Raw genomic sequence first — 23,368 nt, 5'->3', positions numbered from 1 at the left:
GACTCGTGACATTGCGGAAATTTTGGCGGGGAGGGAAGAGGAGATTGAAGAACTGCACACGCGCGACGACCGGCGCGGCCAAAGGAGCAATGGAATGATCACCGCGCTCGTCGAGATCTTGAGCGGTTTTGCCGAAGCTGCCGACAGCGGCCGGATCGCCGATCTGCTGTCGCGTGCCTAAAAGCTGCCGAGAAGGCTGTGCATTATCTCAGCCTTATACTGAATCTGCTAATTCAGCAGATCTGGAACTGCGACGACTCGATTACAGTTATTTTTGCAGGCCGCCGGAATAAAATAAGAACCGTTAGCTCATCGGCGGCGCATTCATCGACGGAGAAGATGCCCATGCGCAGTATTCTGACGTGTGTGATGATTGCGTATGCGTCGTTGGCGACGGCTCACGACGCACCTTCGGGGTGGAGTTATGACCCCTATTGTTGCAACGGCGACAGTCATAATGGCGATTGCCAGATGATCCCTTCGAAAAGCGTGGCGGTGACGCCAGGCGGATATCGTGTGACGCTGATGCCGGGAGACCACCGGCTGGTGACGCATGCTCATGTCTTCCTGCTGCCAATGACGAAGGCAATGCAATCCGGCGATAACGACTATCATCTCTGTCTGTTCCCGAACGAGGATACGCCGCGCTGTTTCTATGCGCCGGAAATGGGATATTGAAGGCGGACCACAGCACCGGACCCGGCTCACCAACCGGGTCTGGTATGTCGTTGTCCGAAAACCGCTGTACAGTTTCAGGCGGCATGCATCAATTTCCGGCTGCCTTCATCTCCTCAAGGATCCAGTTGCGGAAGGCCTTGATCTTGGGCACGTTGCGACGGTTTTCGGGGTAGACGAGCCAGTAGGCCTTGCCGTCGCTACGGGTCAGTTCGAAGGGCTGGTAGAGCCGGCCGAGCGCGATCTCGGCCGCATAGAAGGCCGGATGGAGAATGGCGACGCCATGGCCGGCGATCGCCGCATCGGCTTCCACCGCCTGGGAGCCAAGCTGGTTGCGCGGGCGCCGATCGAGATCCGTCTCGGTGACGCCGGCTGCCTCGAACCATTGTTTCCACCAGATGTCGCCGGCGTCAAAGAGATCGAACTTCAGGAGATCGCGCGGCTCGCTGATGCCTCCTGCCGTCTCCGCCAGCTTTGGGCTCAGCATCGGGGTGAACTCCAGGCCCATCAGCCGGTGCAGCGTCAGCCCCGGCCAGTTGCCGTCGCCCCAGCGGATGCCGACATCGATCTGCTCGCGGGCGAAGTCGATGATATCAGAGCTCGCCTGAAAGCGCACCGCGATCGCCGGATGTTTCAAGTGGAAAGAGCCGAGGCGCGGCGCCAGCCATTTCGAGGCGAAGGTATGGGTCGAACTGATGGCGAGCGTGCCTTCGACGCTGTCGCGGGCCGTCGCCATCGCGTCGTGCAGCATGGCAAAGGCTTCGGTTACCTTCGGCGCCAGCCGCTCGCCGGTCTCCGTCAGTGCGATCTGGCGGGGACGGCGCAGGAAGAGCGGCTCGCCGACATTCTCCTCCAGCAGCTTGATCTGGTAGCTGACGGCCGTCTGCGTCATGCCGAGCTCGTTGCCCGCCTTGGTGAAACTTCCGAGCCGGGCAGCGGCCTCGAAGACGCGCAGCGCATTCAGCGGGAATTGTTTGGAGAGTTTCATGGATAAGTTCTCTTGATGCAGGCAGACGGTCGTTCGATTGGAATTGCAGCATTTTTACCGTCAAACTGCAACTCATACCATCAAACCATCGAGGTGATGTCATGGATTGCTATGCTATCGAACAGAGCCCGCCGCAGCAGACCATCGGAATTTTCCGGCGCATCGGCGGTCGGCTGACGCGGATCTGGCGCATGCCCAGCCTCGATCTCGACACGGTGCCGGATCGCGTCAAGCGCGATCTCGGTTTCCTCGACGGACGCGATCCCTATTACGAGGACGAGCGCATGCGGTAGGCCGCGAGCGCCGTCAGGATTTCGGCGGCGGTCATGGCGGCGATCACCTCAGGGCGCTTGTCCCTGACCGCCGAGCCGCCGATCGGCAGCGTCAGCCGCTCCATCCAGCCGCGCTCTCCGCCACCTTCGCGGGAAAGCCAGCTTGCGAAGGTGGCGCGCTTGGTCGCCGAGCCGATCATGCCGGTATAGGCGAGGTCGGTCTTTTCCAGCGCCTCGCGGGCGATGAGGAAATCCAGCGCGTGGTCGTGCGTGAGGATGACGACCACGCCGCCGGCCGGAATATCCCTGACCAGTGCTTCGGGCATCGGCACGAGCCGCGCCTTCGTCTCTGCCGGCAGGTTGGCGAGCTCTTCCTGCCGCGTTTCGACGACCGTCACCGACAGCGGCAGCGGCGCCAAGGCCGCAGCCAGCGCCCGGCCGACATGGCCGGCACCGAAGAGATAGACCTCCGGCAGACACTCGATCTCACTGGTTAGCCTGGCTTCGATTTCTTCAGCAACCGCCTTTGTCACCCGGCGAAACCGCAGTTGCGTGCGTCCGCCACAGCACTGGCCGATGTCGGGCCCAAGGGGGATATCCATCTCCGCCATTCCACCTGTTCCCGCTAGCATGTCCCGCGCATTCGCGATCGCCATGAATTCGAACTGGCCGCCACCGATCGTGCCCCATAACGCGGTGTGCGATGCCAGCATGAAGGTACCGGCCTCACGCGGGGTGGAGCCTTGTGTGCCGGTGATGTCGATGAGGATGCAGTCCGGGTGGGCGGCGAGGAAGCGGCGGATGTCTGTCATGGGTGGCTGACCGATGGGGTCGCCGCCGAGGCCAACAAACGAGCCGGACGCATTCGCATCTGCTACACCCGCTTCATCCGCTCGACCGCCATCAGCACCCGCTCCGGTGTCGCCGGTGCGTCGAGCCTCGGGCAGACCCGATAATCCGCGACACTTGCTACCGCCATCGACAGCGCTTCCAGCACCGAGATCGCCAGCATCAAGGGTGGTTCGCCGACGGCCTTGGAGCGGCCGATGGTGGCCTCAGTGTTCTCGGACCATTCGGCGAGGCGCACGTTGAAGATCTTCGGACGGTCGGAAGCGAGCGGGATCTTATAGGTCGAGGGGGCATGGGTGCGCAGCCGGCCCTTGTCGTCCCACCAGAGTTCTTCCGTCGTCAGCCAGCCCAGGCCCTGCACGAAGGCGCCTTCGACCTGGCCCATGTCGATCGCCGAATTCAGCGAGCGGCCGACATCGTGGAGGATGTCGGTGCGGTCGATCAGATATTCGCCGGTCAGCGTGTCGATCGAAACCTCGGTGCAGGAGGCGCCGTAGGCGAAATAATAGAAGGGTGTGCCGCGGCCGGCCTTGCGGTCCCAGTGGATCTTCGGCGTCTTGTAGAAGCCGGCGGCGGAAAGCTGGACGCGGGCGAAATAGGCTTGCTTGATGAAATCGGGGAAGGGGATCTCGATCTCGCCGATGCGCACGCGGTTCGGCAGGAAGACGACGTCGGCGGGCCTAACATCCCATTTCTCGGCGGCGAAGGCGACCAGCCGTTCCTTGATCTGGCGGGCAGCGTCATAGGCGGCCATGCCGTTCAAGTCCGAGCCGGAGGAGGCGGCAGTGGCCGAGGTGTTCGGCACCTTGGCCGTCGTCGTCGCGGTGATTTTCACCCTGTCGATATCGACCTGGAAGCTGTCAGCCAGCACCTGCGCCACCTTGGTATAGAGGCCCTGGCCCATTTCGGTGCCGCCATGGTTCAGGTGGATCGAGCCGTCCTGGTAAATGTGGACGAGGGCGCCGGCCTGGTTGAAGGCTGTCATGGTGAAGGAGATGCCGAACTTGACCGGGGTTAGTGCGATGCCCTTCCTTATATAGCGGCTGTCGCGATTGAAGGCGATGATGGCGTTGCGCCGCGCCCGGTATTCGGCCGTTTCCTCCAACTCCTCGACGATGCGGGCGATGATATTGTCCTCGACCTCCTGATGGTAGGGGGTGAGCGTGCGTTCGGAGCCCGGCTGGCCGTAGAAATTCAGCTTGCGGACATCGAGCGGGTCCTTGCCGACGGCATAGGCGATCTCCTCGATGAAGCGTTCGGCGCCGAGCATGCCCTGCGGCCCGCCGAAACCGCGGAAGGCGGTATTGGAGACGGTGTGAGTCTTCAGCGGCTTCGACGTCAGATGCACATGCGGATAGAAATAGCTGGAATCGGCATGGAAGAGGGCACGGTCGGTTACCGGCCCTGAGAGGTCGGAGGAGAAGCCGCAGCGCGCAGCATAGGTCGCGTCGACCGCGTGGATGCGTCCTTCGGCATCGAAGCCGAGCTCGTAATCGACGAGAAAATCGTGGCGCTTGCCGGTAGCGCTCATATCCTCGTCGCGGTCCGGGCGGAATTTGATCGCGCGGCCGAGCTTCTTGGCGGCAATCGCCGCAAGTGCTGCGAACTGATTGCCCTGCGTCTCCTTGCCGCCGAAGCCGCCGCCCATGCGGCGCACGTTGACGGTCACGGCGTTGGAGGGAATATCGAGCACATGGCCGACGATGTGCTGGATCTCGCTTGGATGCTGCGTCGAGGACCAGACGGTGACCTCGTCGTCCTCGCCGGGGATCGCCACGGCGATATGGCCTTCGAGGTAGAAATGCTCCTGTCCGCCGATGCGCATCTGACCTTTCACACGCATGGCGGCATTCGTCATTTCCGTATCCGGCTCGCCGCGCCGCAGCGTCATCGGGGTGATGACGAGCGGGCTGCCATTGGCGAGCGCCCCGTCGATATCGCTCCAATGCGGCAGGTCGCGATAGTCGATCTTTGCCAGCCGCGCGGCGCAGCGGGCGGCATCACGCGTCTCGGCGATGACGGCAAAGATCGGCTGGCCGTGGAACTGAACTAAAGTTTCGGCCAGCAGCGGCTCGTCATGGCTGCCGTTGGAGCTGACGTCGTTGACGCCGGGGACATCCTTGCCGGTGAAGACCCAGACGACGCCGGGATAGGCGGCGACCGCGGAGAGATCGATAGCGGCGATTTCGGCATGTGCCCGGTCGGAGAGGCCGAGGGCGCCGTGCAGTAGACCTGCGGGTTCCGGAATATCGTCGATATAATCGGCGGTTCCGGTCACATGCTTATGCGCTGAATCATGTCGCTGCGAGCCGTGCATCGGGCCTGCGATGATGGCCTTGCGGTCTTCGAAGGTGGACTTGTCCATTAGCGCCTCCCTCCGCGAAGGGAGTGAGGGGAGGCGACCGCGACCGTTCCCATCGAAGCTTGCCACCAGGTCTTGGAGATCAGGCTGAAGATCGATTTTTCCATCACGCCACCTCCTCGAACCGCTTCAGTTCGGCCGGCGCGCCGACGGTCTCAAGATAGAACCGCGTCAACAGGTTCTTCGCTGTCAGCTGGCGGTATTCCGCCGTCGCGCGCCAGTCGGTCAGCGGCTGGTAATCGGCGTCGAAGGCGGGGCGGGCTGCCTCGATCGTCACTTCCGTCCATGGTTTGCCGATCAACTCGGCCTCCACCGTGCGGGCGCGTTTCGGCGTCGCCGCCATGCCGCCGAAGGCGATGCGAATATCGGTGATCATCTCGGCATCGTCGAGCGTCAGCAGGAAGGCGCCGAGCACGGCAGTGATGTCCTCGTCGCGGCGCTTGGTGATCTTGTAGGCGGCAAAGCGGCTCATTGCTGCGGGGTAGGGCACGAAGACGCTCTCGACGAATTCGCCGGGCTTTCGGTCCTGCTTGCCATAGGCGATGAAGAAATCCTCGAGCGGCATTCTGCGCTGGCCTTGCAGGGACCGCAACGTCAGCGTCGCGCCGAGCGCGATCAGCGGCGGCGGGCTATCGCCGATCGGCGAGCCGTTGGCGATGTTGCCGCCGATCGTGCCCATGTTGCGCACCTGCTCGCCGCCGATGCGATCGATCAGCCGCCCGAGCGCCGGGATTTTCTTGGAGATCGCCTCGAAGGCCCTGGTGTAGCTGACGCCGGCGCCAATGGTGACGCCGTCCTCGCCTTCCGTAACCGACTGCAATTCGCTGAGGTGATTGATGAAGACGACCGGGCTCAGCCTGCGCATCTGCTTCGTCACCCAGAGGCCGACATCGGTCGCGCCGGCGACGATAATCGCGTCGGGTTCCTGCGAAAGGACCTCGGCCAGCGCCTGGGCAGAAGCCGGCACGATCAGCCGGTCTTCGCCATTCCCAATCCTGATCGTGCCGCTCGCCTGCATTGCCCACAGCCGCGCGACGATTTCCGAGCGCGTCCGCTCCAGCGGGTCGAAGAGCGTACTCGGCCGCATCAGGCTCACCTGCTCGGCGGCCTTGACGATCGGCTCGTAGCCCGTGCAGCGACAGAGATTGCCTTGTAGCGCCTTTTCGATTTCCTGGCGGCTCGGCTTTTCCTTGGCGAGCCAGAGACCGTAAAGCGACATGACGAAGCCCGGGGTACAGAAGCCGCATTGCGAGCCATGACAATCGACCAATGCCTGCTGGACGGGATGCAGCGCGCCGTTCTTGCCGGCCAGATGCTCGACGGTCACCACATGGCTGGCATGCAGCGAACCCATGAAACGAATGCAGGCATTGACGGATTCGTAGGCGAGCTTGCCGTCGGCCAGCCGGCCGACGAGCACGGTGCAGGCGCCGCAATCGCCTTCCGCGCATCCTTCCTTGGTGCCCGTCAGCTGTCGCTTCAACCGCAGAAAATCGAGAAGCGTCTCGGTTGGCCTGACATCGGTAAGCGTGACGTCCTCGCCATTCAGGATGAAGCGGATGCTGTCGTTCATGATGTTCCTGTTGTTGTTTTCCAAATGGTTAAGCCGCCGTCCAGCCACCGTCAATCGAGATGTGCGTTCCCGTCACCTGCCGGGCGGCATCGCTGGCGAGATAGAGCGACAGTGCGCCGATTTCTTCGGCCTTGACGAATTCATGCGTCGGCTGCGCCTTGAGTATGACCTCGCTCTTCACCTGTTCCTCGGTCATGCCGCGGGCCTTGGCGGTATCCGGTATCTGCTTCTCCACGAGCGGCGTCAGCACGTAGCCGGGGCAGATGGCGTTCACGGTCACGCCGAATTCGGCGAGCTCCAGCGCTGCCGTCTTCGTCAGGCCTAATATACCATGTTTTGCCGCGACATAGGCGGATTTGAAAGGGGAGGCGACGAGCCCGTGGGCCGAGGCGATGTTGATGATCCGGCCGTACTTCTTCGCTTTCATCAGCGGGATCGCGGCGCGCATGGTATGAAAGGAACTCGACAGATTGATCGCGATGATCTGATCCCATTTCTCGATCGGGAAATCCTCGACCTTTTCGACATGCTGAATGCCGGCATTGTTGACCAGGACATCGACGCCGCCGAAGGTCTTGGCCGCCGTTTCGATCAGGTCGGCGATCTCTGCGGGCTTGGTCATGTCGGCCGGATGATAGAGCGCCCGGCCTTTGGATAATGATTCAAGCCGTTCGACGATCGCCTTGATTTCATCAGCCTTTCCAAAACCGTTGATGACGATGTTGTCGCCCGTTTCTGCGAAGGCAGTGGCGATCGCAAGGCCGATGCCGCTGGTGGAACCGGTGACGACGACTGTTCTGCTCATGCTGTTCTCCCTGAAATGGCGATGCTGCGGTGCAGCGCTTAGCTGCGAGGTTATGCCCAAAGCCGGCGGGCTGGCAATTCCGCTTTATTCGCTTTTCTCGCCCCCATCCGTGTCCTATTGATTTGCTTCGACAATTGACATGCTGAGGGAGGGTTTTCATGAGCGGATATGTTCTGGCGATCGATCAGGGAACGACGTCGACGCGGGCGATCGTCTTCGATGGCGACATGCATGTCGCCGGCAAGGGCCAGAAGGAATTTACCCAGATCTACCCGCGCTCCGGCTGGGTCGAGCACGATCCCGAGGAAATCTGGGATTCGGTCGTCTCCACCGTCCACATGGCGCTGCGCGATGCCGGGATCGAGGCTAGGGATCTTGCAGCACTCGGCATCACCAACCAGCGCGAGACGGTGGTCGTCTGGGAACGCGAGACGGGTCGGCCGATCCAGAATGCCATCGTCTGGCAGGACCGGCGCACGGCAAGCTATTGCGACAATCTGAAAAGGCAGGATCTCGAGCGGCTGTTCACGAAGAAGACCGGCTTGATCCTCGATCCCTATTTTTCCGGCACCAAACTTTCCTGGATGCTTGCAAACGTGAAGGGCGCGCGGGCGCGCGCTGCCAGGGGCGATCTCTGCTTCGGCACGATCGACACTTTCCTGATCTGGCGGCTGACGGGTGGCAAGAGCTTCGTCACCGATGCCACCAATGCCTCGCGCACGCTGATGTACAATATTGCCGAAAACGCGTGGGACGAGGATCTGCTCGATATTCTGAGGGTCCCCGCCGCGATGCTGCCGGAGGTCAAGGATTGCGCCGCGGATTTCGGCACCGTCGATCCTGATATCTTCGGTGCTGCTATCCCCATCCTCGGCGTTGCCGGCGACCAGCAGGCGGCCACCATCGGCCAGGCGTGTTTTGCGCCGGGCATGATGAAATCGACTTATGGCACTGGCTGTTTCGCGCTGCTTAACACCGGCGCCGACATGGTGCGCTCCAAAAATCGGCTGCTGACCACCATCGCCTATCGCCTGAACGGCGAGACGACCTATGCGCTGGAGGGTTCGATCTTCATCGCCGGCGCCGCCGTGCAATGGCTGCGGGACGGGCTCGGCATCATCGGCAGCGCGGCGGAGACCAACGCGCTTGCCGAAAGGGCCGATCCGACGCAGGAGGTCTATCTGGTGCCCGCCTTCACCGGTCTCGGCGCGCCGCATTGGGATGCCAAGGCGCGGGGCGCGATCTTCGGGCTGACGCGCAACAGCGGCCCGGCGGAACTCTCCCGAGCGGCGCTGGAGGCCGTCTGCTACCAGACCCGCGATCTGCTCGACGCCATGCAGAAGGACTGGAAGAACGGCACTGAGGACACAGTGTTGCGCGTCGACGGCGGCATGGTTGCCTCCGACTGGACGATGCAGCGCCTTGCCGACCTGCTCGATGCGCCGGTCGATCGCCCGATGATCCTGGAGACGACGGCGCTGGGGGCTGCCTGGCTCGCCGGCAGCCGGGCAGGGGTGTGGCCGGACAGGGACGGTTTTTCGGCGACCTGGAAACGGGATCGGCGGTTCGAGCCAGACATGGACGAGAAGGTGCGGGCGGCGAAGCTCAAGGGTTGGAAGAATGCGGTCAAGCGGACGCTGAGCGAGGGCTGAGGCGCGATCAGCGCCCTCATGTAGCGCCGCTCGTCCCGGGAGATGCCAGCCATTTCTTCAGCTATGACGCCGTCCGTGCTCCGGAAGATCACGAATTTCCGGTCAATAATTTTTTGATGCGGCCTGTCGGGTAAGCGGTTACTCCTTCGTCATTCAAAAAGAGGAGTGAGCGATGCTTTATGCAATCCTTTGTTACGCCCATGAGGAAACTGTCTTCGCCTGGACCAAGGAGGAAGAAGCTGCCGTCATGGAGAAACTCTACGCCGTGCAGGAGCCGCTTGCCGCATCCGGCAAACTCGGCCCCGTCGGCCGGCTGATGCCGACGACGGCCGCGACTACCGTGCGCAAGGGCAAGGACGAGCCCTTGGTCATTGACGGACCTTTTGCGGAAACGAAAGAGGCGCTTCTCGGCTTCTACGTCGTCGACTTTGAAACGCTCGACGAGGCGATCACCTTCTCGAAGCAGCTTTCATCCGTCAATCCAGGTTCCACCTCTTACGAAATTCGGCCTTTCTACGTCTTCAGGCCCGGAGATGCTTCATCATGACAGACATTGCCTGGATCGACCTCGCGCTTGCATCGGCCCGCCCGAAGGCGCTCGGCGCGCTGCTGCGCTATTTCCGCAATCTCGATACCGCGGAAGAGGCGTTTCAGGAAGCGTGTCTGAGGGCGATCCGAACATGGCAGGAGAAAGGGCCACCGCGCGATCCCACAGCCTGGCTCATCTTCGTCGGTCGAAACAGCGGCATCGATGCGGTGCGCAAGCGGGCGAAGATCCAGGCTCTGCCGGATGAGGACGTCATCTCCGATACCGAGGATGCCGAAAGCGACATCGTCGAGCGGCTGGACGATTCCAATTATCGCGACGATATTCTGCGGCTCCTGTTCATCTGCTGCCATCCCGATCTACCGGCGACCCAGCAGATCGCGCTGGCGCTGCGCATCGTCTCCGGCCTTTCGGTGCCGCAGATCGCGCGCGCCTTCCTGGTTTCCGAGAGCGCCATGGAACAGCGCATCACCCGGGCCAAGGCGCGCGTCGCCAAGGCCGGCGTGCCTTTCGAAACGCCGAGCCCGCAGGAGAGGGCCGAACGGCTCTCGATCGTCAGCACGATGATCTACCTGATCTTCAACGAGGGCTACAGCCAGGCCGATCCCAGGCATGAAGCGGCTGCCTTCAGCGACGAAGCGATCCGGCTGGCGCGATTGATGCTGCATATCTTCCCATCGGAACCGGAGCTGATGGGGCTGCTTGCGCTCATGCTTCTGCAGATCTCGCGCCGGCCGGCACGCTTCAACGCCGGGGACGAGATCGTGCTGCTCGAAGATCAGGACCGGTCGCTGTGGAACCAGCCCTTCATCAATGAGGCCTTAGCGCTGCTCGACAAGGCGCTGCGCCATCGTCAGCCTGCCCCTTATCAGATTCAGGCGGCCATCGCTGCTGTTCATTCCCGCGCAAAACGCGCTGGGGATACCGACTGGGTAGAGATCGACCTGCTTTATCGCGCGCTGGAGCGTCTCCAGCCGTCGCCTGTCATAACGCTCAACCGGGCCGTCGTCGTCTCCAAGCTCCAAGGTGCGCAGGATGCGCTCGACCTCATCGATCCGCTAGGCGAAAAACTTGGCGGCTATTTCTACTATCACGGCTTACGGGGCGGGCTGCTGAAGCAGCTTGGCTTGACCAGTCAGGCGCGCGAAGCCTTCGACCGGGCCATTGCACTTGCCCATTCGGCGGCTGAGGCAGCCCATATCCGCCGGCAGATCGACAAGATGCAGGAAGAGACCACGCAGCCGATCGCAAAATAAAATGCGAAAGGGCCTGCGGGCTGTCGGAATGCCGAACTTCGACACGTCCTTGTAACGACCTGACAGGAGACAGGTTTCATTCAAATGGAGAGATGTCGACATGACCGCCAGCACGCAACATGAACTCGTCCTCGTTCGCGAATTCGACGCGCCACGCGAGAAGATCTACAAGGCATGGACTAATCCTGATCTGCTGAAGCAGTGGTTCGTGCCGCGTCCCTGGGGGGTGGCGGAAGCGACGCTCGACGTCCGCCCCGGCGGTTCCAGTGTGGTCGTCATGCATGACCCCGAGGGCAATCAGTACCCAAACCGCGGCGTCTATCTCGAGATCATCGAGAACGAGAAGATCGTCTTCACCGATGCCTATACAAGCGCCTGGGTGCCGTCCGAGAAACCTTTCTTCACGGGCGTCATCCTGCTCGAAGATCTCGGCAACGGCCGGACGAAATATACGGCCAAGGCGCTGCACTGGCGCGCCGAGGACAAGGAAGCGCACGAGAAGATGGGCTTCCACGAAGGATGGGGCAAGGCAGCGGACCAACTGGCGGAGTTGCTGGCGAAGATGTAAGCGGGGGGCGAGGCGGCGCGGCGAGACCGCGTCGTCCTGGCAGTTGAAGCATCGTCTAAGACGGTTCGAAAGATGATTCCGCCGGTGCTTCGAAGTCGTTGAATTCAGATTCGAATTGGTCGCCGATCGGTCTTCCAGATCGCCGAAGACATCACGCCGCCCATCGAAATTCTCGAACATTCCGTTCCAGAATTTGTATTTGCGCTCTATCCCCGGCATCCTTATCTCAGCCGAGAATTCAACAGGATGCCGATGATGGAACTGGGGCTTTACACATTCGCCGACGTCAATCCCAACCCCTCCCGCAGCAAGGGCGCGGAAGGGGCGGAGCGGCTGAAGCATCTTATCGAAGAAATCGAGCTTGCCGATCAGGTGGAGCTCGACGTCTTCGGGCTCGGCGAACATCACCGGCCGGATTATGCGGCCTCTGCTCCGGCGGTCGTGCTGGCGGCGGCTGCCGTCAAGACCAGGAATATCCGGCTGACCAGTGCGGTCACCGTGCTCTCCTCCGATGATCCGGTGCGCGTCTTCCAGCAGTTTTCGACGCTCGATCTGATCTCCAACGGCCGCGCCGAAATCATGGCGGGGCGTGGTTCCTTCATCGAGTCCTTCCCGCTGTTCGGCTACAATCTCGAAGACTACGACCAGCTTTTCGAGGAGAAGCTCGATCTGCTGCTGGCGCTGCGTGATAGCGAGGTTGTGGAGTGGAAGGGTGAGCTTCGCGCGCCGATCAACGGGCGCGGCGTCTATCCGCGACCGCTGCAGGATCCGCTACCGCTCTGGGTTGCCGTCGGCGGCACGCCGCAGTCGGTGGCGCGCGCCGGCGCGCTGGGCCTGCCGGTGGCGCTGGCGATCATCGGCGGCGAGCCGCGTCGTTTTGCGCCGCTCTTCGATCTCTACCGCGAGGCGGCGCGCCGGGCAGAGCAGGATCCAGCGAAGCTGAAGACCAGCATCAACGTCCATGGCTTCATTGCCGATACAACGGAGGCGGCGGCCAATCAGTTCTACGGGCCTCAAGCCGAGGTGATGAACCGCATCGGCCGTGAGCGCGGTTGGGGACCGACGAACCGGGCACATTTCGACATGTCGCGCGGGCCGAACGGCGCGCTCTTCGTCGGTGATCCCGAGGCGGTCGCCGAAAAGATCATCGCCCATCATGCACTCTTCAAGAACGACCGCTTCCTGCTGCAGATGGCGATCGGCCTGATGCCGCATGCCGAGATCATGCGCGGCATCGAGCTTTACGGCACGAAAGTCGCGCCGATCGTCAGAAAGGCATTGACTGAAAGGGGCGAAGAGGCGAAAGCCACGGCCTGACGAGCGCATAACGTCGAACATCGCAATCGATTTTCGAAAATGGATTGTGCGCCACTTCAACGTGATGAGCGTCCTTCGCGCGTCCTGTCGAACGCGCGGCGGTCTAGAACAGGATGATTTTAGACCGGTTCGGCCTAAAATTTGAATCCGGTTCTAAATTAGATAGTTAGAGCATCATGTTGTCCGAAAACCGCTCACACGTTTCGGCATCATGCTCTGAGGCGGCCGCGGCCGTCTTGCGCAAGGCCGGAACAGACGAATGGTTATCGCAAACGACGACGAACTGGTAAAGCTCAAGGAGATCGGCCGGATCTGCGCCAACGCCATCCAAGTGATGGCAGCGGCGATGGAGCCCGGCATGACGACGCTGGAGCTCGACCAGATCGGCCGCAAGGTGCTCGAGGATTCGGGCGCGCGCTCGGCGCCAGAGTTCTGCTACCAGTTTCCCGGTGCCACCTGCATCAGTATCAACGAGGAAATCGCCCACGGGATTCCCGGCCCGCGCGTCATCCGCGCCGGCGATCTCATCAATATCGACGTCTCGGCGGAAAAGGATGGCTTCTTTGCCGATACTGGCGCTTCCTTCGCGGTGCCGCCGATCAAGCCAAAGATCGAGCGGCTCTGCCGCGACGGCAAACGGGCACTCTGGGTCGGGCTCAACCAGGTCAAATCGGGTGAGCCACTGGCAAAGATCGGCACCGCCGTCGGCGCCTTTGCGCAGAAGAACCGCTATACGCTGGTCGCCAATCTGGCGAGCCACGGCGTCGGCCGCTCGCTGCACGAGGAGCCCGCCGAGCTCTCGACCTGGCCGGACCCTTCGGAAAAACGGATGATGACGGAAGGTCTCGTCTTCACGGTCGAACCTTTTCTCTCCCTCGGCGCAACATGGGCCGAAGGCGGCGACGATGCCTGGACGCTCTATGCCGATCCGAAGGCGCCGACCGTGCAATATGAGCATACGGTGGTTGCAACGCGCAACGGGCCGGTGGTTCTGACCTTGCCGGATGAGCGGGCGTAAGACCGGTACTGAACAATGAAGAGAGGCGGCAGGAGCTGACTCTGTCTCAAATCCCGCCGTACAGTCTTCGTCTCAGCTCCGCGTTTCCGGCCTGCCGCCTTGCAGGATTTCGGTGGCGGCGCGTTCGAGGATGCCGGCGATGCGGGCGGCTTCGGGTTTCGACCAGGGATAGCGCATGCGCATCGCCGAGCGCAGCAGCATACGGGCTGCACGGATATCGCCGCCGTCCTGCATGAAGTCGCCGTCATCACTGTCGTCGGCGCCGTGACGATCGGTTTCGAAGACACGCTTCACGTGGGCCATCTTCTCGCCGATGCGTTCCAACTTGGCGAAGGTATGCAGGATCATGGCACGGTTTTCCTCGACGCGGCGGCGGCCCGCCTCGGTGATGCGATAGAGCTTCTTGGCGCCCTCAGCCTCCACCTCGGCAAGACTGGTTTCCTCGAGATAAGTGAGGGCGGGATAGATGACGCCCGGACTCGGCACATAGAAGCCGCCCGAGCGCTCTTCCAATATCTTTATCAATTCGTAGCCGTGGCGCGGCTGCTCAGCGAGCAGCGCCAGGATGACCAGCTGCAGATCGCCGGCCGCGAATTTGCGGCCCATGCGGAAATCTCCGCCGAACATGCCGCCTTTAAAACCTCTCATGGCTTTTCCTTTCATCGTGGGATGTATCTCTAGCTATGTCGTAAAACATATATCGTACGATAATAGCTTTCAAGTGCGACTGAGAATTTTTGATGTTTCGGGAAATTGATCGATCGATCAGAATTACTTGATTGTGATGCCGGTACTGCGGCGTGATAAACGCGGCATGCTCGAGCGCATCCGTCACTCCCCACCGAACCTTGTTTCCACTGCCGCTGCCGGCGCCGTTGCCATGGCCGCCGCCATGGGCTTCGGGCGTTTCTCCTACACGCCGATCCTGCCCGGGATGATCAGCGGCGTTCCGCTTTCGGCAGCGGATGCAGGCTTCATCGCGTCGGCCAATTTCGTCGGCTATCTCGTCGGCGCCGTGCTTGCAGCCTATGGCTGGGCGGCGGGGCGGGAGCGGCCGGTGGCGCTGTTGTCGCTGCTGGCAACCGCGATCCTGCTTGCCGCCATGGCCGCCACCGATTCCGTCGCCGTCTTTGCCATCATTCGTTTCTTGGCCGGCGTCGCCAGCGCCTTTGCGATGGTCTTCACCTCGTCGATCGTGCTCAGCCACGGGGCTGCCGCTGGCAACGATCATGTGCAAGCAGCGCATTTCGGCGGGCCGGGTGCGGGTATCGCGCTGTCTTCGGTCATGGTGCTGCTGATCGGCCTCGGCTTTCACGATGAACCGGGCGGCTGGCGGGCCGATTGGATCGGCGGGGCGCTCTATTGCGCAGCAAGCCTTGTCGTCGTCTTCCTGCTATTGCCGTCGGCGCCGGCGCAATCGGCGCAGGTGGGCAAGGAGCCGGCGCTCACCTGGAACCGGCCAATGGTGCTTCTGACGCTGTCCTACGGCCTGTTCGGCTTCGGTTACGTCATCACTGCGACCTTCCTCGTTACCATCGCGCGCCTTTCTGCAACCGGACCTTTCGTCGAATTCCTCTGCTGGTTCATCGCCGGCCTGACGGCGGCGGTGGCGCTGTTTGCCTGGAAGCCGCTGGTCAAGCCGCTCGGGCTTGGCGGGGTCTATGTCGCAGCGCTTCTGATCGAGGCCGCCGGTGTGCTTGCGACCGTAGCGCTGCCGCCTTCCGTCGCACCGCTGATCGGCGGGGCGCTGTTCGGGGCGACGTTCCTGGCAATCACTGCTTATGGGCTGCAGATCGGCCGCAAGCTTTCGCCTGACAGTCCGCGGCGGATCCTGGCGATGATGACGGCCGCCTTCGGCCTCGGCCAGATCGTCGGACCTGTTGTTGCCGGCTGGATCGCCCAGCGCAGCGGCAGTTTTACCGTCCCGACGGTGATCGCCGCGATCGCGCTCGTCGCCTGCGCGGCGCTGGTGATGCCCGTGATCAAGAAAATCTCTTAACCGGTTACATCTCCGTAACAATCGGCCGAACCCATTGCTGCTTCCTTCGAACTGCCTTAGTTTCCGGCACAATCAGTGTTCGACGACACTCCCGAGACTCACAGTTCAGGAAAGCAAAGCCTCCCGTGTTTCATTCCTTTTTTCCGCAGCCAAAGGCGTTCTTTAGTTCGCTCGTCGTTTGGACCCTGATTTCCATTGCCGGCTGGTATCTCTTCGCCGCCAGCCTCGGTGTATCGCTCGGTTATGCGCCGGTTGCCGAAGAGCAGCAGCCGATCGACCTTTCGTTCTTCCTGCTGCTCGAAAATGTCTGGTTCTACGGCTATTTCTTTCTGTCGGCGGTGGTCTTCTGCGGTGCATGGCATCTGAAGGCGCTGAACCACCCTTGGAAGATTTGGTCGATCTGGGGTTCGGCACTGATCATCTTCGTGACCTACTTTGGCGTCCAGATTAGCGTTGTGATCAATAACTGGCGCCGGCCGTTTGGTGACCTTCTGCAGAATGCATTGTCGAAGCAGCCAGGCATTTCCGTCGATAATTTCTACAGCCTGATGTGGGTCTTCTGCCAGATCGCATTCCTCAGCATGTTCGTATCGATCATGACCGACTTTTTCACCAGCCATTACATCTTCCGCTGGCGAACGGCGATGAACAATTTCTACATGTCGAAGTGGGAAAAGCTTCGTCACATCGAAGGCGCCTCCCAGCGCGTTCAGGAAGATACGATGCGCTTTTCGAGCACGCTCGAAGGTCTTGGCATCAGCCTCATCAACTCGGTGATGACGCTCGTGGTATTCCTTCCGATCCTTCTGGCCCTGTCGCATTACGTGACCGAGCTGCCGTTCATCGGGCCAGTGGCGAATTCGCTCTTTTGGCTGGCGCTGTTCTGGTCGGCTTTCGGCACGCTTCTGTTGGCGGTCGCCGGCGTCAAGCTGCCGGGGCTGAATTTCCGCAACCAGCGCGTCGAAGCGGCGTATCGCAAGGAGCTCGTCTATGGTGAAGACCATGCGGAACGGGCTGAGCCGCTGACCGTCAGGGAGCTCTTCGGCAACGTTCGCCGGAACTATTATCGCATGTATTTCCACTACATGTATTTCAATGTCGCCCGTTATTTCTACATCCAGGCCGACGCGCTCTTCGTGGTCTTCATGCTGGTGCCGACGATCGTGGCTGGCACCATCACTTACGGTATCTTCCAGCAGATCTCGACCGCCTTCGGACAGGTCAGCAACTCGTTTCAGTATCTCGTCAACTCCTGGACAACGATCATTGAACTGCTCTCGATCCACAAACGCCTCAAGGCCTTCGAGGCTGCGATCGACGACGAACCGCTGCCTGAAATCGACCAGCGCTACCTGGAGCGTGAGACGGGGGTCGTGCACGCCGACGGCTGATGGGCAGGGAATCTTTGCGAGCATCGGAAGATTGGCGTTTGGGGCGCCTCCTCCTCGCTGGGTAGGAGGGGCAATCGCAGCGTCGCTACGAATCTCTTCTCCACCGCGGGGAGAAGATGCCGGTAGGCAGATGAGGGGGCGGCCCGGCACATCTTCTCGTTCAAGGGAACTTAGAGACACCCTGCAGGCTCGACCGCGCCATAGCCGCCATCAAAGACCTGACGTCTGCAATCTGCCGCGGGCCTCGATCATCGGGATCGCCTCCGAATAGCTGACGCAGGCGACGTCGGCGCGGTGGCAGACGTCGCTGACCAGGCGGTCGAGCGCCCGCCAATAGGCGCCGCCGTTCATTTCGACGAAGTGGAAGCCGAGCTGTAGCGGGACGCGGGCGCCGGCATACTGTTTGTCGAAAGCTTCCTTGAAGGCGGCATAGGCGCGATCCTCGAATTCCGCGGAATCGGCCGTATCCTCCTCACCCTTGGAATGGCGGACGAAGAGATTGTAGTCCATGCCGATGATCGGCTTCTCGTTCGGGCCTTCGGGGATCAGCGGCAGGCCGAAGCGGATGATGCCGTCTTCCTCGACAGGCATGGCAGGCCCTTTGGTGACCAGGCTCGCATCATAAGTGAAGCCCGCCCTCTTTTCGGCGGCGATCATGTCAGCGCCCGCGGTTGCCGAGAGATAGGGGGCGCGAAAGCCCTTGATGCCGTGATCGACCAGATCCTGCCAGCCGGCCGGCTCCTGCAGGCCGACGCTCTTCCAAGCGTTTTTCAACGTCGCATGAAAGGTTGCGTATTCGGCCGACCAGTCGGCCTCGCTCCAGAGGCGGCCGTCGAAATGGCCACAGGCATGGCTCGATATGTCGTGTCCTTCGAGGTGGGCGTGCCAGATATTGCCGAGGCGCTCGCGGATCTCGTCGTCGCTCTGGGCGAAGCCGACATTCGATTTTCCGCGTTTCTGGTGCGGCGCCTGATAGGCCTTCTTCGCCGCCTCATTCATCAGGAAGGTGCAGGAGAGAAAATAGGTGAAGTGGGCGCCGTTTTTCGCCGCCATCTCGCGGCTCTTCAGCCAGAGCGCGTTGTCGTGGGCGCCGTCGAAGGAAATGATGACGAGCTGTTTCGGCCGGTCGGCCGCCTCGGCGATTGCCGGGAGCAGGAACGAGGCAGCCAGACAGGTGGAGAGGAGAAGACGGGACATGGACACCGCGACAATTTGTTCGCGGTTTCCCTCCGACAGAATTGCGGCGAAGCTGCGGTCGCGCTGGCATTTCTTCACGCCAGCCGTTAGAGCCTTTCCTGGTCAGATGTGACAAACGGTACGGAAGGGATCCGCAATGACATTGCTTATCGTCGGCATCATACTTTTCCTCGGGGTGCATCTGGTGCGGGTGGTGTCGCCGGACTTTCGCCGTTCGATGATCGCAAGCCTCGGCGAGAAAGGCTGGCGGGTAGCCTATTCGATCGCCAGCATCGCCACGCTGATACTTTTGATCTACGGCTTCGGGCAGGCGCGTGATGTGACCGGCATGCTTTACAATCCGCCAGTCTGGATGGCGCATATAACAATCACGCTGATGCTGATCGCGATGATCTGTCTCGTCGCCTCGCTGCTGCCGGCGGGGCATATCGCGACCAAGACCAAACATCCGATGGTGCTGTCGGTGAAGATCTGGGCGCTGGCGCACCTGCTCGCCAATGGCGAGACGTCGTCGGTCCTGCTGTTTGCCGCCTTTCTCGCCTGGGGCGTCATCCTGCGCATTTCCTTGAAACGGCGGCAGCGGGCGGGTGAGATCACACTCCGGCCGTTCGTCTCGGCCAAATACGACCTCTATGCCGTTGTCATCGGCATCGTCGTCTGGGCGCTGATCATCTGGAAGCTGCACGAATGGTTGATCGGGGTTTCGCCGCTCGTCATGTGACCGGCGCATAACCCCGAAATTCGATTCCGATTTTCGGGAAGGATTATGCGCGGATTCAAAGTGTTAGAGCGTCCTTAGCGCGTCCTGTTGGACGCGCGGCGCTCTAATCTTTCACATCCCCCTTACAACGGCTGCAAAATGGGGTAGAAGGCCCGATAATATGCGTTTTGCATTGTGTATGGGTATTTCCGCGGCCGGAGACGAGAATGGCATTCAACGACGACAGCTTCATCCGTGAAGTCAATGAGGAATTGCGATCCGACCAGATGAAGGGTGTCTGGCGCCGGTTCGGCCGCTATATCATCGTCGTCGCCATTCTGATCGTCGTCGGCACAGCCGGCAAGGTTCTCTACGAGTATTGGGACGACAACCGTTCCTCCGGCACCGGCGACCAGTTTCTGGCGGCGATGAAGCTTGCCGACGAGAACAAGAACGACGAGGCGCTGGCCGCGCTCGACAAGCTCGAGAAGGAAGGCCATGGCGCCTATCCGGTGCTGGCGCGGATGCGGGCCGCGACCGTCCAGGTGCAGAAGGGCGATACCGCCGCGGCAATCGCCGCCTTCAACGAGATCGGCAAGGACAATGCCGTTCCGGCCGCCGTGCGCGATGCCGCCAAGATGCGTGCCGGCTGGCTGCTCATCGAGAACGGCGCTTACGAACAGGTTTCGGCCGCGATCGAGGAAATGGCTGTTCCCGGGAACGCCTTCCGTCATTCGGCGCGCGAGGCACTCGGCCTTGCCGCTTACAAAGCCGGCAACATGGCGCAGGCGCGGCAGTGGTTCCAGTCGATCGTCGATGATACCGACAGCCCACGCAATGTTGCCAATCGCGCCCATATGATGCTTGATCTGATTACCGCATCCGGCAAGGCGCCCGCCGCTCAGGGCTGATCGCGTTAAGGACAAGATATGAGTTTCACGGTCGCCATCGTCGGTCGTCCGAATGTCGGCAAGTCGACACTTTTCAACCGGCTGGTAGGTAAGAAGCTGGCGCTTGTCGACGACACGCCGGGTGTTACCCGCGACCGCCGGCCGGGCGATGCGCGGCTGATGGGCCTGACCTTCACGATCATCGATACGGCTGGTCTGGAAGAGGCCGACGCGGAGAGCCTGCAGGGCCGGATGCGGGCGCAGACGGAAGCGGCGATCGACGAGGCGGATCTTTCGCTTTTCGTCGTCGACGCCAAGAGCGGATTGACGCCCGTCGATACCGACCTTGCCGAAATGTTGCGCCGGCGCGGCAAGCCGGTGGTGCTTGTCGCCAACAAATCCGAAGCGCGGGGCTCCGACAGCGGCTTTTATGACGCCTACACGCTCGGGCTCGGGGAGCCGACGCCGATTTCGGCCGAACATGGGCAGGGCATGCTCGACTTGCGCGATGCGATCGTTGCGGCAATCGGCGAGGACCGGGCCTATCCCGCCAAGGAGGATGTCGCCGTTACGGATGTCGACATTCCACAGACGGAAGGCGAGGACAGCGACGCGGACGAAGAGCCGGCCTATGACGAGACGAAGCCGCTCAGGGTGGCGATCGTCGGCCGGCCGAATGCAGGAAAATCGACGCTGATCAACCGTTTCCTCGGCGAGGACCGGCTTTTGACCGGGCCGGAGGCAGGCATCACCCGCGACTCCATCTCGGTCGAATGGGACTGGCGCGGTCGCACCATCAAGATGTTCGATACGGCAGGCATGCGCCGCAAGGCGCGGGTTATCGAGAAGCTGGAGAAGCTTTCGGTTGCCGATGCGCTGCGCGCAATCCGCTTCGCCGAAACCGTCGTCATCGTCTTCGATGCGACGATCCCCTTCGAAAAGCAGGACCTGCAGATCGTCGACCTGGTGCTGCGCGAGGGCCGTGCCGCCGTGCTCGCCTTCAACAAGTGGGACATGATCGAAGATCGGCAGGCGGTGCTTGCGGATCTGCGCGAAAAGACCGACCGCCTGCTGCCGCAGGCGCGCGGCATCCGCGCCGTGCCGATCTCTGGCCAGACCGGCTGGGGACTGGACAAGCTGATGCAGTCGATCATCGACACGGACAGGGTCTGGAACAAACGCATCTCGACGGCGCGGCTCAACCGCTGGCTGGAGACGCAGCAGATTCAGCATCCGCCTCCGGCCGTTTCCGGCCGCCGCATCAAGCTGAAATACATGACGCAGGTCAAGGCCCGCCCGCCGGCCTTCATGATCTCCTGTACCCGCTCGGATGCGCTGCCTGAATCCTATACACGCTATCTAATCAACGGGTTGCGCGCCGATTTCGACATGCCGAGCGTGCCGATCCGCATCCATTTCCGCTCGCCTGATAATCCGTTCGAAGGCAAGAAGAGGCGGACGTAGGGTTCAGGGGCCGTGGTGGGAACACCCCCTCTGCCTTGCCGGGCATCTCCCCACAAGGGGAGATCGGATGGGCGTTGATGCTTCCCAAAACAACTCCGCTTGGCGATTAAAATATCGACAGAGAGGGACGAAGCGTTCGCCTCCTGCTGACCTCCCCACCCATGGGGGAGATGCCCGGCAGGCAGAGGGGCGTAGCACAAGCGCTGTGATACCCAGTCCGGTTAGCCGCTAAACCACGCTTCGATTCAGCGCCTCACGCAGCGCCACGATCTCGGCCTGCAGACGGGTGAGGTCGACTGCATCGCGACCGCTGGCAGCGGCGATGCAACCCGGGATGCCGATCGCCGTTTCCTTCAGGCGAATGCCTTCTTCGCTCAAGCGAATGACGACGACGCGTTCGTCCTCCCGGCTGCGTTCGCGTCTGACATAACCTGCGGTTTCAAGGCGTTTGAGCAGCGGGGTCAGCGTGCTCGATTCCAGGAAGAGCTTCTCACCCAAGCCGCCGACGGTCTGGCCGTCCTGTTCCCAGAGCGAAACCATTGCCAGATATTGCGGATAGGTGAGGCCGAGCGTCTCGAGCAGCGGCTTGTAGACGCGGTTCAGTGCGTGGCTTGCCGTATAGACGGCAAAGCAGATGAAATTGTCGAGCTTCAACTGATCCAGCATGGGAAATCTCCAAAATCAAACAAATTTACATCGTGCGATAAATAATCGTAGCCGCTTTTTATGCATGGTAGCTATGCAGAAATATAAATTGTGCGATAAACAATCGTGCGCGATATAAAGTCAGTGTTCACAACGAACATCGAACCCGAGAGGACAAGACAATGTCGACCATCAAGACCGTAGTTTCCGCAGCAGCACTGCTCGCAGCCTCCGCCGTTGGCGCGCTTGCCGATCCGGTACTCGAACCGACAACGCAGAAATTCATCGACGGGCTTGCCGGCGGCAAGCCGATCTACACGCTGTCGCCGGCCGATGCCCGCAATGTCCTGGCCGGCGCGCAGAAGGGCGATGTGAAGAAGCTTGCCGCCAAGGAAGAGGACCGGGTCATCAAGGCTGGTCCGACAGGCAGCATCAAGCTGCGCATCGTCCGCCCGGAACATGCCAAGGGCACACTGCCGGTCATTCTCTATTTCCATGGCGGCGGCTGGGTGCTGGGCGATGCGGATACGCATGACCGGCTGGTGCGCGAGATCGCCAACGGCGCCGATGCCGCTGTCGTCTTCGTCGACTACGAGCGCTCGCCGGAAGCCCGCTATCCCGTTGCCATCGAGCAGGCTTATGCTGCGACCAAATATGTCGCCGAGCATGCCAAGGAGTTCAAGGTCGACGCCTCCAGGCTCGCGGTCGCAGGCGATAGCGTCGGCGGCAACATGGCGGCGGTGGTGACGCTGCTTGCCAAGGAACGCGGCGGTCCTGCCATCGATCAGCAGGTGCTGTTCTACCCCGTCACCGACGCCAATTTCGAAAATGGTTCCTACAACCAGTTCGCCGATGGCCCGTGGCTGACCAAGGAGGCGATGAAGTGGTTCTGGAACGCCTATCTGCCCGACGAAGCCAAGCGCAAGGAGCCGACGGCTTCGCCACTGCAGGCATCGCTGGAGCAGTTGAACGGCCTGCCGCCAGCGCTCGTCATCGTTGACGAGAACGACGTGCTGCGTGACGAGGGCGAGGCCTATGCCCGCAAGCTCAGCCAGGCCGGCGTGAAGGTCACGTCGATGCGATACAACGGCACGATCCATGACTTCGTGATGCTAAACGCCATTGCCGAAACGCCTGCCGCACGCAGTGCGATTGCGGTCGCGAACGACACGCTTCGCAGCGCGCTTCACAAGTAAAACC

At 61.5% G+C, this 23,368-nt stretch carries 23 protein-coding genes; 15 read left to right on the top strand and 8 right to left on the bottom strand.

Annotated elements, in window-relative coordinates:
* The first annotated feature begins 22 nt into the window (after positions 1-22).
* Both AB8B31_RS15800 and AB8B31_RS15795 read left to right on the top strand, forming a co-directional pair.
* Positions 23-181 (top strand): hypothetical protein, encoded by a 159-nt coding sequence (locus AB8B31_RS15800; protein ID WP_157213765.1) that lies wholly within the window; start codon positions 23-25, stop codon positions 179-181.
* A 164-nt stretch (positions 182-345) separates the two neighbouring features.
* Entirely contained in the window at positions 346-678 is a 333-nt protein-coding gene (locus AB8B31_RS15795; RefSeq protein WP_018243137.1) for a hypothetical protein, read from the top strand.
* A gap of 88 nt (positions 679-766) precedes the next feature.
* Here AB8B31_RS15795 and gcvA read toward each other — a convergent pair whose 3' ends face one another.
* Positions 767-1,663: a transcriptional regulator GcvA gene (gene gcvA, locus AB8B31_RS15790; RefSeq protein ID WP_018446750.1), complete on the bottom strand. Its 897-nt coding sequence runs from the start codon at positions 1,661-1,663 to the stop codon at positions 767-769.
* A 101-nt stretch (positions 1,664-1,764) separates the two neighbouring features.
* Here gcvA and AB8B31_RS15785 point away from each other — a divergent pair, with 101 nt between their 5' ends.
* Entirely contained in the window at positions 1,765-1,956 is a 192-nt protein-coding gene (locus tag AB8B31_RS15785) for a hypothetical protein (protein ID WP_018243135.1), read from the top strand.
* On the opposite strand, the gene xdhC is transcribed toward AB8B31_RS15785, so the two are convergent.
* The 4 genes from xdhC to AB8B31_RS15765 form a co-directional block, all read right to left on the bottom strand.
* Complete coding sequence (gene xdhC, locus AB8B31_RS15780; RefSeq protein WP_018446749.1) at positions 1,932-2,747, bottom strand: xanthine dehydrogenase accessory protein XdhC; 816 nt, start codon at positions 2,745-2,747, stop codon at positions 1,932-1,934. The genes AB8B31_RS15785 and xdhC overlap by 25 nt on opposite strands.
* Positions 2,748-2,809: 62 nt before the next feature.
* Positions 2,810-5,149, bottom strand: coding sequence for a xanthine dehydrogenase molybdopterin binding subunit (gene xdhB / locus AB8B31_RS15775; RefSeq protein WP_131646728.1), 2,340 nt, complete (start codon positions 5,147-5,149; stop codon positions 2,810-2,812).
* Between the two features lie 103 nt (positions 5,150-5,252).
* Positions 5,253-6,719 (bottom strand): xanthine dehydrogenase small subunit, encoded by a 1,467-nt coding sequence (gene xdhA / locus AB8B31_RS15770; RefSeq protein WP_018446747.1) that lies wholly within the window; start codon positions 6,717-6,719, stop codon positions 5,253-5,255.
* A gap of 28 nt (positions 6,720-6,747) precedes the next feature.
* Complete coding sequence (locus tag AB8B31_RS15765; protein WP_018243130.1) at positions 6,748-7,524, bottom strand: 3-hydroxybutyrate dehydrogenase; 777 nt, start codon at positions 7,522-7,524, stop codon at positions 6,748-6,750.
* Positions 7,525-7,682: 158 nt separating this feature from the next.
* Between AB8B31_RS15765 and glpK the strand changes: the two genes are divergently transcribed.
* The 6 genes from glpK to map all read left to right on the top strand — a co-directional run bounded on the left by glpK (position 7,683) and on the right by map (position 13,882).
* Positions 7,683-9,176 carry a glycerol kinase GlpK gene (glpK, locus tag AB8B31_RS15760; RefSeq protein WP_018446746.1) on the top strand — a complete coding sequence of 498 codons (1,494 nt, stop codon included), beginning with the start codon at positions 7,683-7,685 and terminating at the stop codon, positions 9,174-9,176.
* 172 nt (positions 9,177-9,348) lie between these two features.
* Positions 9,349-9,723 carry a YciI family protein gene (locus AB8B31_RS15755; protein WP_018446745.1) on the top strand — a complete coding sequence of 125 codons (375 nt, stop codon included), beginning with the start codon at positions 9,349-9,351 and terminating at the stop codon, positions 9,721-9,723.
* Positions 9,720-10,979 (top strand): RNA polymerase sigma factor, encoded by a 1,260-nt coding sequence (locus tag AB8B31_RS15750; protein ID WP_018446744.1) that lies wholly within the window; start codon positions 9,720-9,722, stop codon positions 10,977-10,979. The genes AB8B31_RS15755 and AB8B31_RS15750 overlap by 4 nt, the downstream gene beginning before the upstream one ends.
* Before the next feature lie 100 nt (positions 10,980-11,079).
* Positions 11,080-11,547, top strand: a complete 468-nt coding sequence (locus AB8B31_RS15745) for an SRPBCC family protein (RefSeq protein WP_018243126.1) — start codon at positions 11,080-11,082, stop codon at positions 11,545-11,547.
* A gap of 255 nt (positions 11,548-11,802) precedes the next feature.
* Positions 11,803-12,864: an LLM class flavin-dependent oxidoreductase gene (locus tag AB8B31_RS15740; protein WP_028733396.1), complete on the top strand. Its 1,062-nt coding sequence runs from the start codon at positions 11,803-11,805 to the stop codon at positions 12,862-12,864.
* Positions 12,865-13,123: 259 nt separating this feature from the next.
* Positions 13,124-13,882: a type I methionyl aminopeptidase gene (map, locus tag AB8B31_RS15735; protein WP_018243123.1), complete on the top strand. Its 759-nt coding sequence runs from the start codon at positions 13,124-13,126 to the stop codon at positions 13,880-13,882.
* Between the two features lie 72 nt (positions 13,883-13,954).
* Here the strand turns inward: map and AB8B31_RS15730 are convergent, their stop codons facing one another.
* Entirely contained in the window at positions 13,955-14,530 is a 576-nt protein-coding gene (locus AB8B31_RS15730) for a PadR family transcriptional regulator (RefSeq protein WP_018243122.1), read from the bottom strand.
* Between the two features lie 166 nt (positions 14,531-14,696).
* Here AB8B31_RS15730 and AB8B31_RS15725 point away from each other — a divergent pair, with 166 nt between their 5' ends.
* Together AB8B31_RS15725 and sbmA are read left to right on the top strand one after the other, a co-directional pair.
* Positions 14,697-15,881, top strand: a complete 1,185-nt coding sequence (locus AB8B31_RS15725; protein ID WP_176707458.1) for a YbfB/YjiJ family MFS transporter — start codon at positions 14,697-14,699, stop codon at positions 15,879-15,881.
* 125 nt (positions 15,882-16,006) lie between these two features.
* A complete protein-coding gene (gene sbmA / locus AB8B31_RS15720) occupies positions 16,007-17,272 on the top strand; it encodes a peptide antibiotic transporter SbmA (protein ID WP_028732952.1) in 1,266 nt (421 codons plus the stop codon).
* 210 nt (positions 17,273-17,482) lie between these two features.
* Here sbmA and AB8B31_RS15715 read toward each other — a convergent pair whose 3' ends face one another.
* Positions 17,483-18,469 (bottom strand): polysaccharide deacetylase, encoded by a 987-nt coding sequence (locus AB8B31_RS15715; protein ID WP_028732951.1) that lies wholly within the window; start codon positions 18,467-18,469, stop codon positions 17,483-17,485.
* Positions 18,470-18,605: 136 nt separating this feature from the next.
* On the opposite strand from AB8B31_RS15715, the gene AB8B31_RS15710 reads away from it, so the two are divergent.
* From AB8B31_RS15710 to der, 3 genes are all read left to right on the top strand, one after another.
* The gene (locus tag AB8B31_RS15710) at positions 18,606-19,190 is read left to right on the top strand and encodes an NnrU family protein (RefSeq protein ID WP_018243118.1); all 585 of its coding nucleotides are present in this window, start codon (positions 18,606-18,608) and stop codon (positions 19,188-19,190) included.
* A gap of 206 nt (positions 19,191-19,396) precedes the next feature.
* A complete protein-coding gene (locus AB8B31_RS15705) occupies positions 19,397-20,080 on the top strand; it encodes a tetratricopeptide repeat protein (RefSeq protein WP_028732950.1) in 684 nt (227 codons plus the stop codon).
* Between the two features lie 18 nt (positions 20,081-20,098).
* Entirely contained in the window at positions 20,099-21,523 is a 1,425-nt protein-coding gene (gene der / locus AB8B31_RS15700) for a ribosome biogenesis GTPase Der (RefSeq protein ID WP_018243116.1), read from the top strand.
* Between the two features lie 228 nt (positions 21,524-21,751).
* Here the strand turns inward: der and AB8B31_RS15695 are convergent, their stop codons facing one another.
* Positions 21,752-22,189: a MarR family winged helix-turn-helix transcriptional regulator gene (locus AB8B31_RS15695; protein ID WP_028732949.1), complete on the bottom strand. Its 438-nt coding sequence runs from the start codon at positions 22,187-22,189 to the stop codon at positions 21,752-21,754.
* Between the two features lie 161 nt (positions 22,190-22,350).
* Between AB8B31_RS15695 and AB8B31_RS15690 the strand changes: the two genes are divergently transcribed.
* Positions 22,351-23,364: an alpha/beta hydrolase gene (locus tag AB8B31_RS15690; protein ID WP_028732948.1), complete on the top strand. Its 1,014-nt coding sequence runs from the start codon at positions 22,351-22,353 to the stop codon at positions 23,362-23,364.
* Positions 23,365-23,368: the final 4 nt, after the last annotated feature.

Source organism: Rhizobium sp. 62_C5_N11_2 (assembly GCF_051811185.1).
GTDB lineage: Bacteria > Pseudomonadota > Alphaproteobacteria > Rhizobiales > Rhizobiaceae > Rhizobium > Rhizobium leguminosarum.
Note: the sequence above shows the minus strand (reverse complement) of the source record. Positions and strands in the feature narration are given on the sequence as shown.

Coding starts and splice junctions, on each gene's coding strand:
- AB8B31_RS15795 (WP_018243137.1), top strand. CDS start 346: ATGCGCAGTATTCTGACGTGTGTGATGATTGCGTATGCGTCGTTGGCG.
- gcvA (WP_018446750.1), bottom strand. CDS start 1,663: ATGAAACTCTCCAAACAATTCCCGCTGAATGCGCTGCGCGTCTTCGAG.
- AB8B31_RS15785 (WP_018243135.1), top strand. CDS start 1,765: ATGGATTGCTATGCTATCGAACAGAGCCCGCCGCAGCAGACCATCGGA.
- xdhC (WP_018446749.1), bottom strand. CDS start 2,747: ATGACAGACATCCGCCGCTTCCTCGCCGCCCACCCGGACTGCATCCTC.
- xdhB (WP_131646728.1), bottom strand. CDS start 5,149: ATGGACAAGTCCACCTTCGAAGACCGCAAGGCCATCATCGCAGGCCCG.
- xdhA (WP_018446747.1), bottom strand. CDS start 6,719: ATGAACGACAGCATCCGCTTCATCCTGAATGGCGAGGACGTCACGCTT.
- AB8B31_RS15765 (WP_018243130.1), bottom strand. CDS start 7,524: ATGAGCAGAACAGTCGTCGTCACCGGTTCCACCAGCGGCATCGGCCTT.
- glpK (WP_018446746.1), top strand. CDS start 7,683: ATGAGCGGATATGTTCTGGCGATCGATCAGGGAACGACGTCGACGCGG.
- AB8B31_RS15755 (WP_018446745.1), top strand. CDS start 9,349: ATGCTTTATGCAATCCTTTGTTACGCCCATGAGGAAACTGTCTTCGCC.
- AB8B31_RS15750 (WP_018446744.1), top strand. CDS start 9,720: ATGACAGACATTGCCTGGATCGACCTCGCGCTTGCATCGGCCCGCCCG.
- AB8B31_RS15745 (WP_018243126.1), top strand. CDS start 11,080: ATGACCGCCAGCACGCAACATGAACTCGTCCTCGTTCGCGAATTCGAC.
- AB8B31_RS15740 (WP_028733396.1), top strand. CDS start 11,803: ATGGAACTGGGGCTTTACACATTCGCCGACGTCAATCCCAACCCCTCC.
- map (WP_018243123.1), top strand. CDS start 13,124: ATGGTTATCGCAAACGACGACGAACTGGTAAAGCTCAAGGAGATCGGC.
- AB8B31_RS15730 (WP_018243122.1), bottom strand. CDS start 14,530: ATGAGAGGTTTTAAAGGCGGCATGTTCGGCGGAGATTTCCGCATGGGC.
- AB8B31_RS15725 (WP_176707458.1), top strand. CDS start 14,697: ATGCTCGAGCGCATCCGTCACTCCCCACCGAACCTTGTTTCCACTGCC.
- AB8B31_RS15715 (WP_028732951.1), bottom strand. CDS start 18,469: ATGTCCCGTCTTCTCCTCTCCACCTGTCTGGCTGCCTCGTTCCTGCTC.
- AB8B31_RS15710 (WP_018243118.1), top strand. CDS start 18,606: ATGACATTGCTTATCGTCGGCATCATACTTTTCCTCGGGGTGCATCTG.
- AB8B31_RS15705 (WP_028732950.1), top strand. CDS start 19,397: ATGGCATTCAACGACGACAGCTTCATCCGTGAAGTCAATGAGGAATTG.
- der (WP_018243116.1), top strand. CDS start 20,099: ATGAGTTTCACGGTCGCCATCGTCGGTCGTCCGAATGTCGGCAAGTCG.
- AB8B31_RS15695 (WP_028732949.1), bottom strand. CDS start 22,189: ATGCTGGATCAGTTGAAGCTCGACAATTTCATCTGCTTTGCCGTCTAT.
- AB8B31_RS15690 (WP_028732948.1), top strand. CDS start 22,351: ATGTCGACCATCAAGACCGTAGTTTCCGCAGCAGCACTGCTCGCAGCC.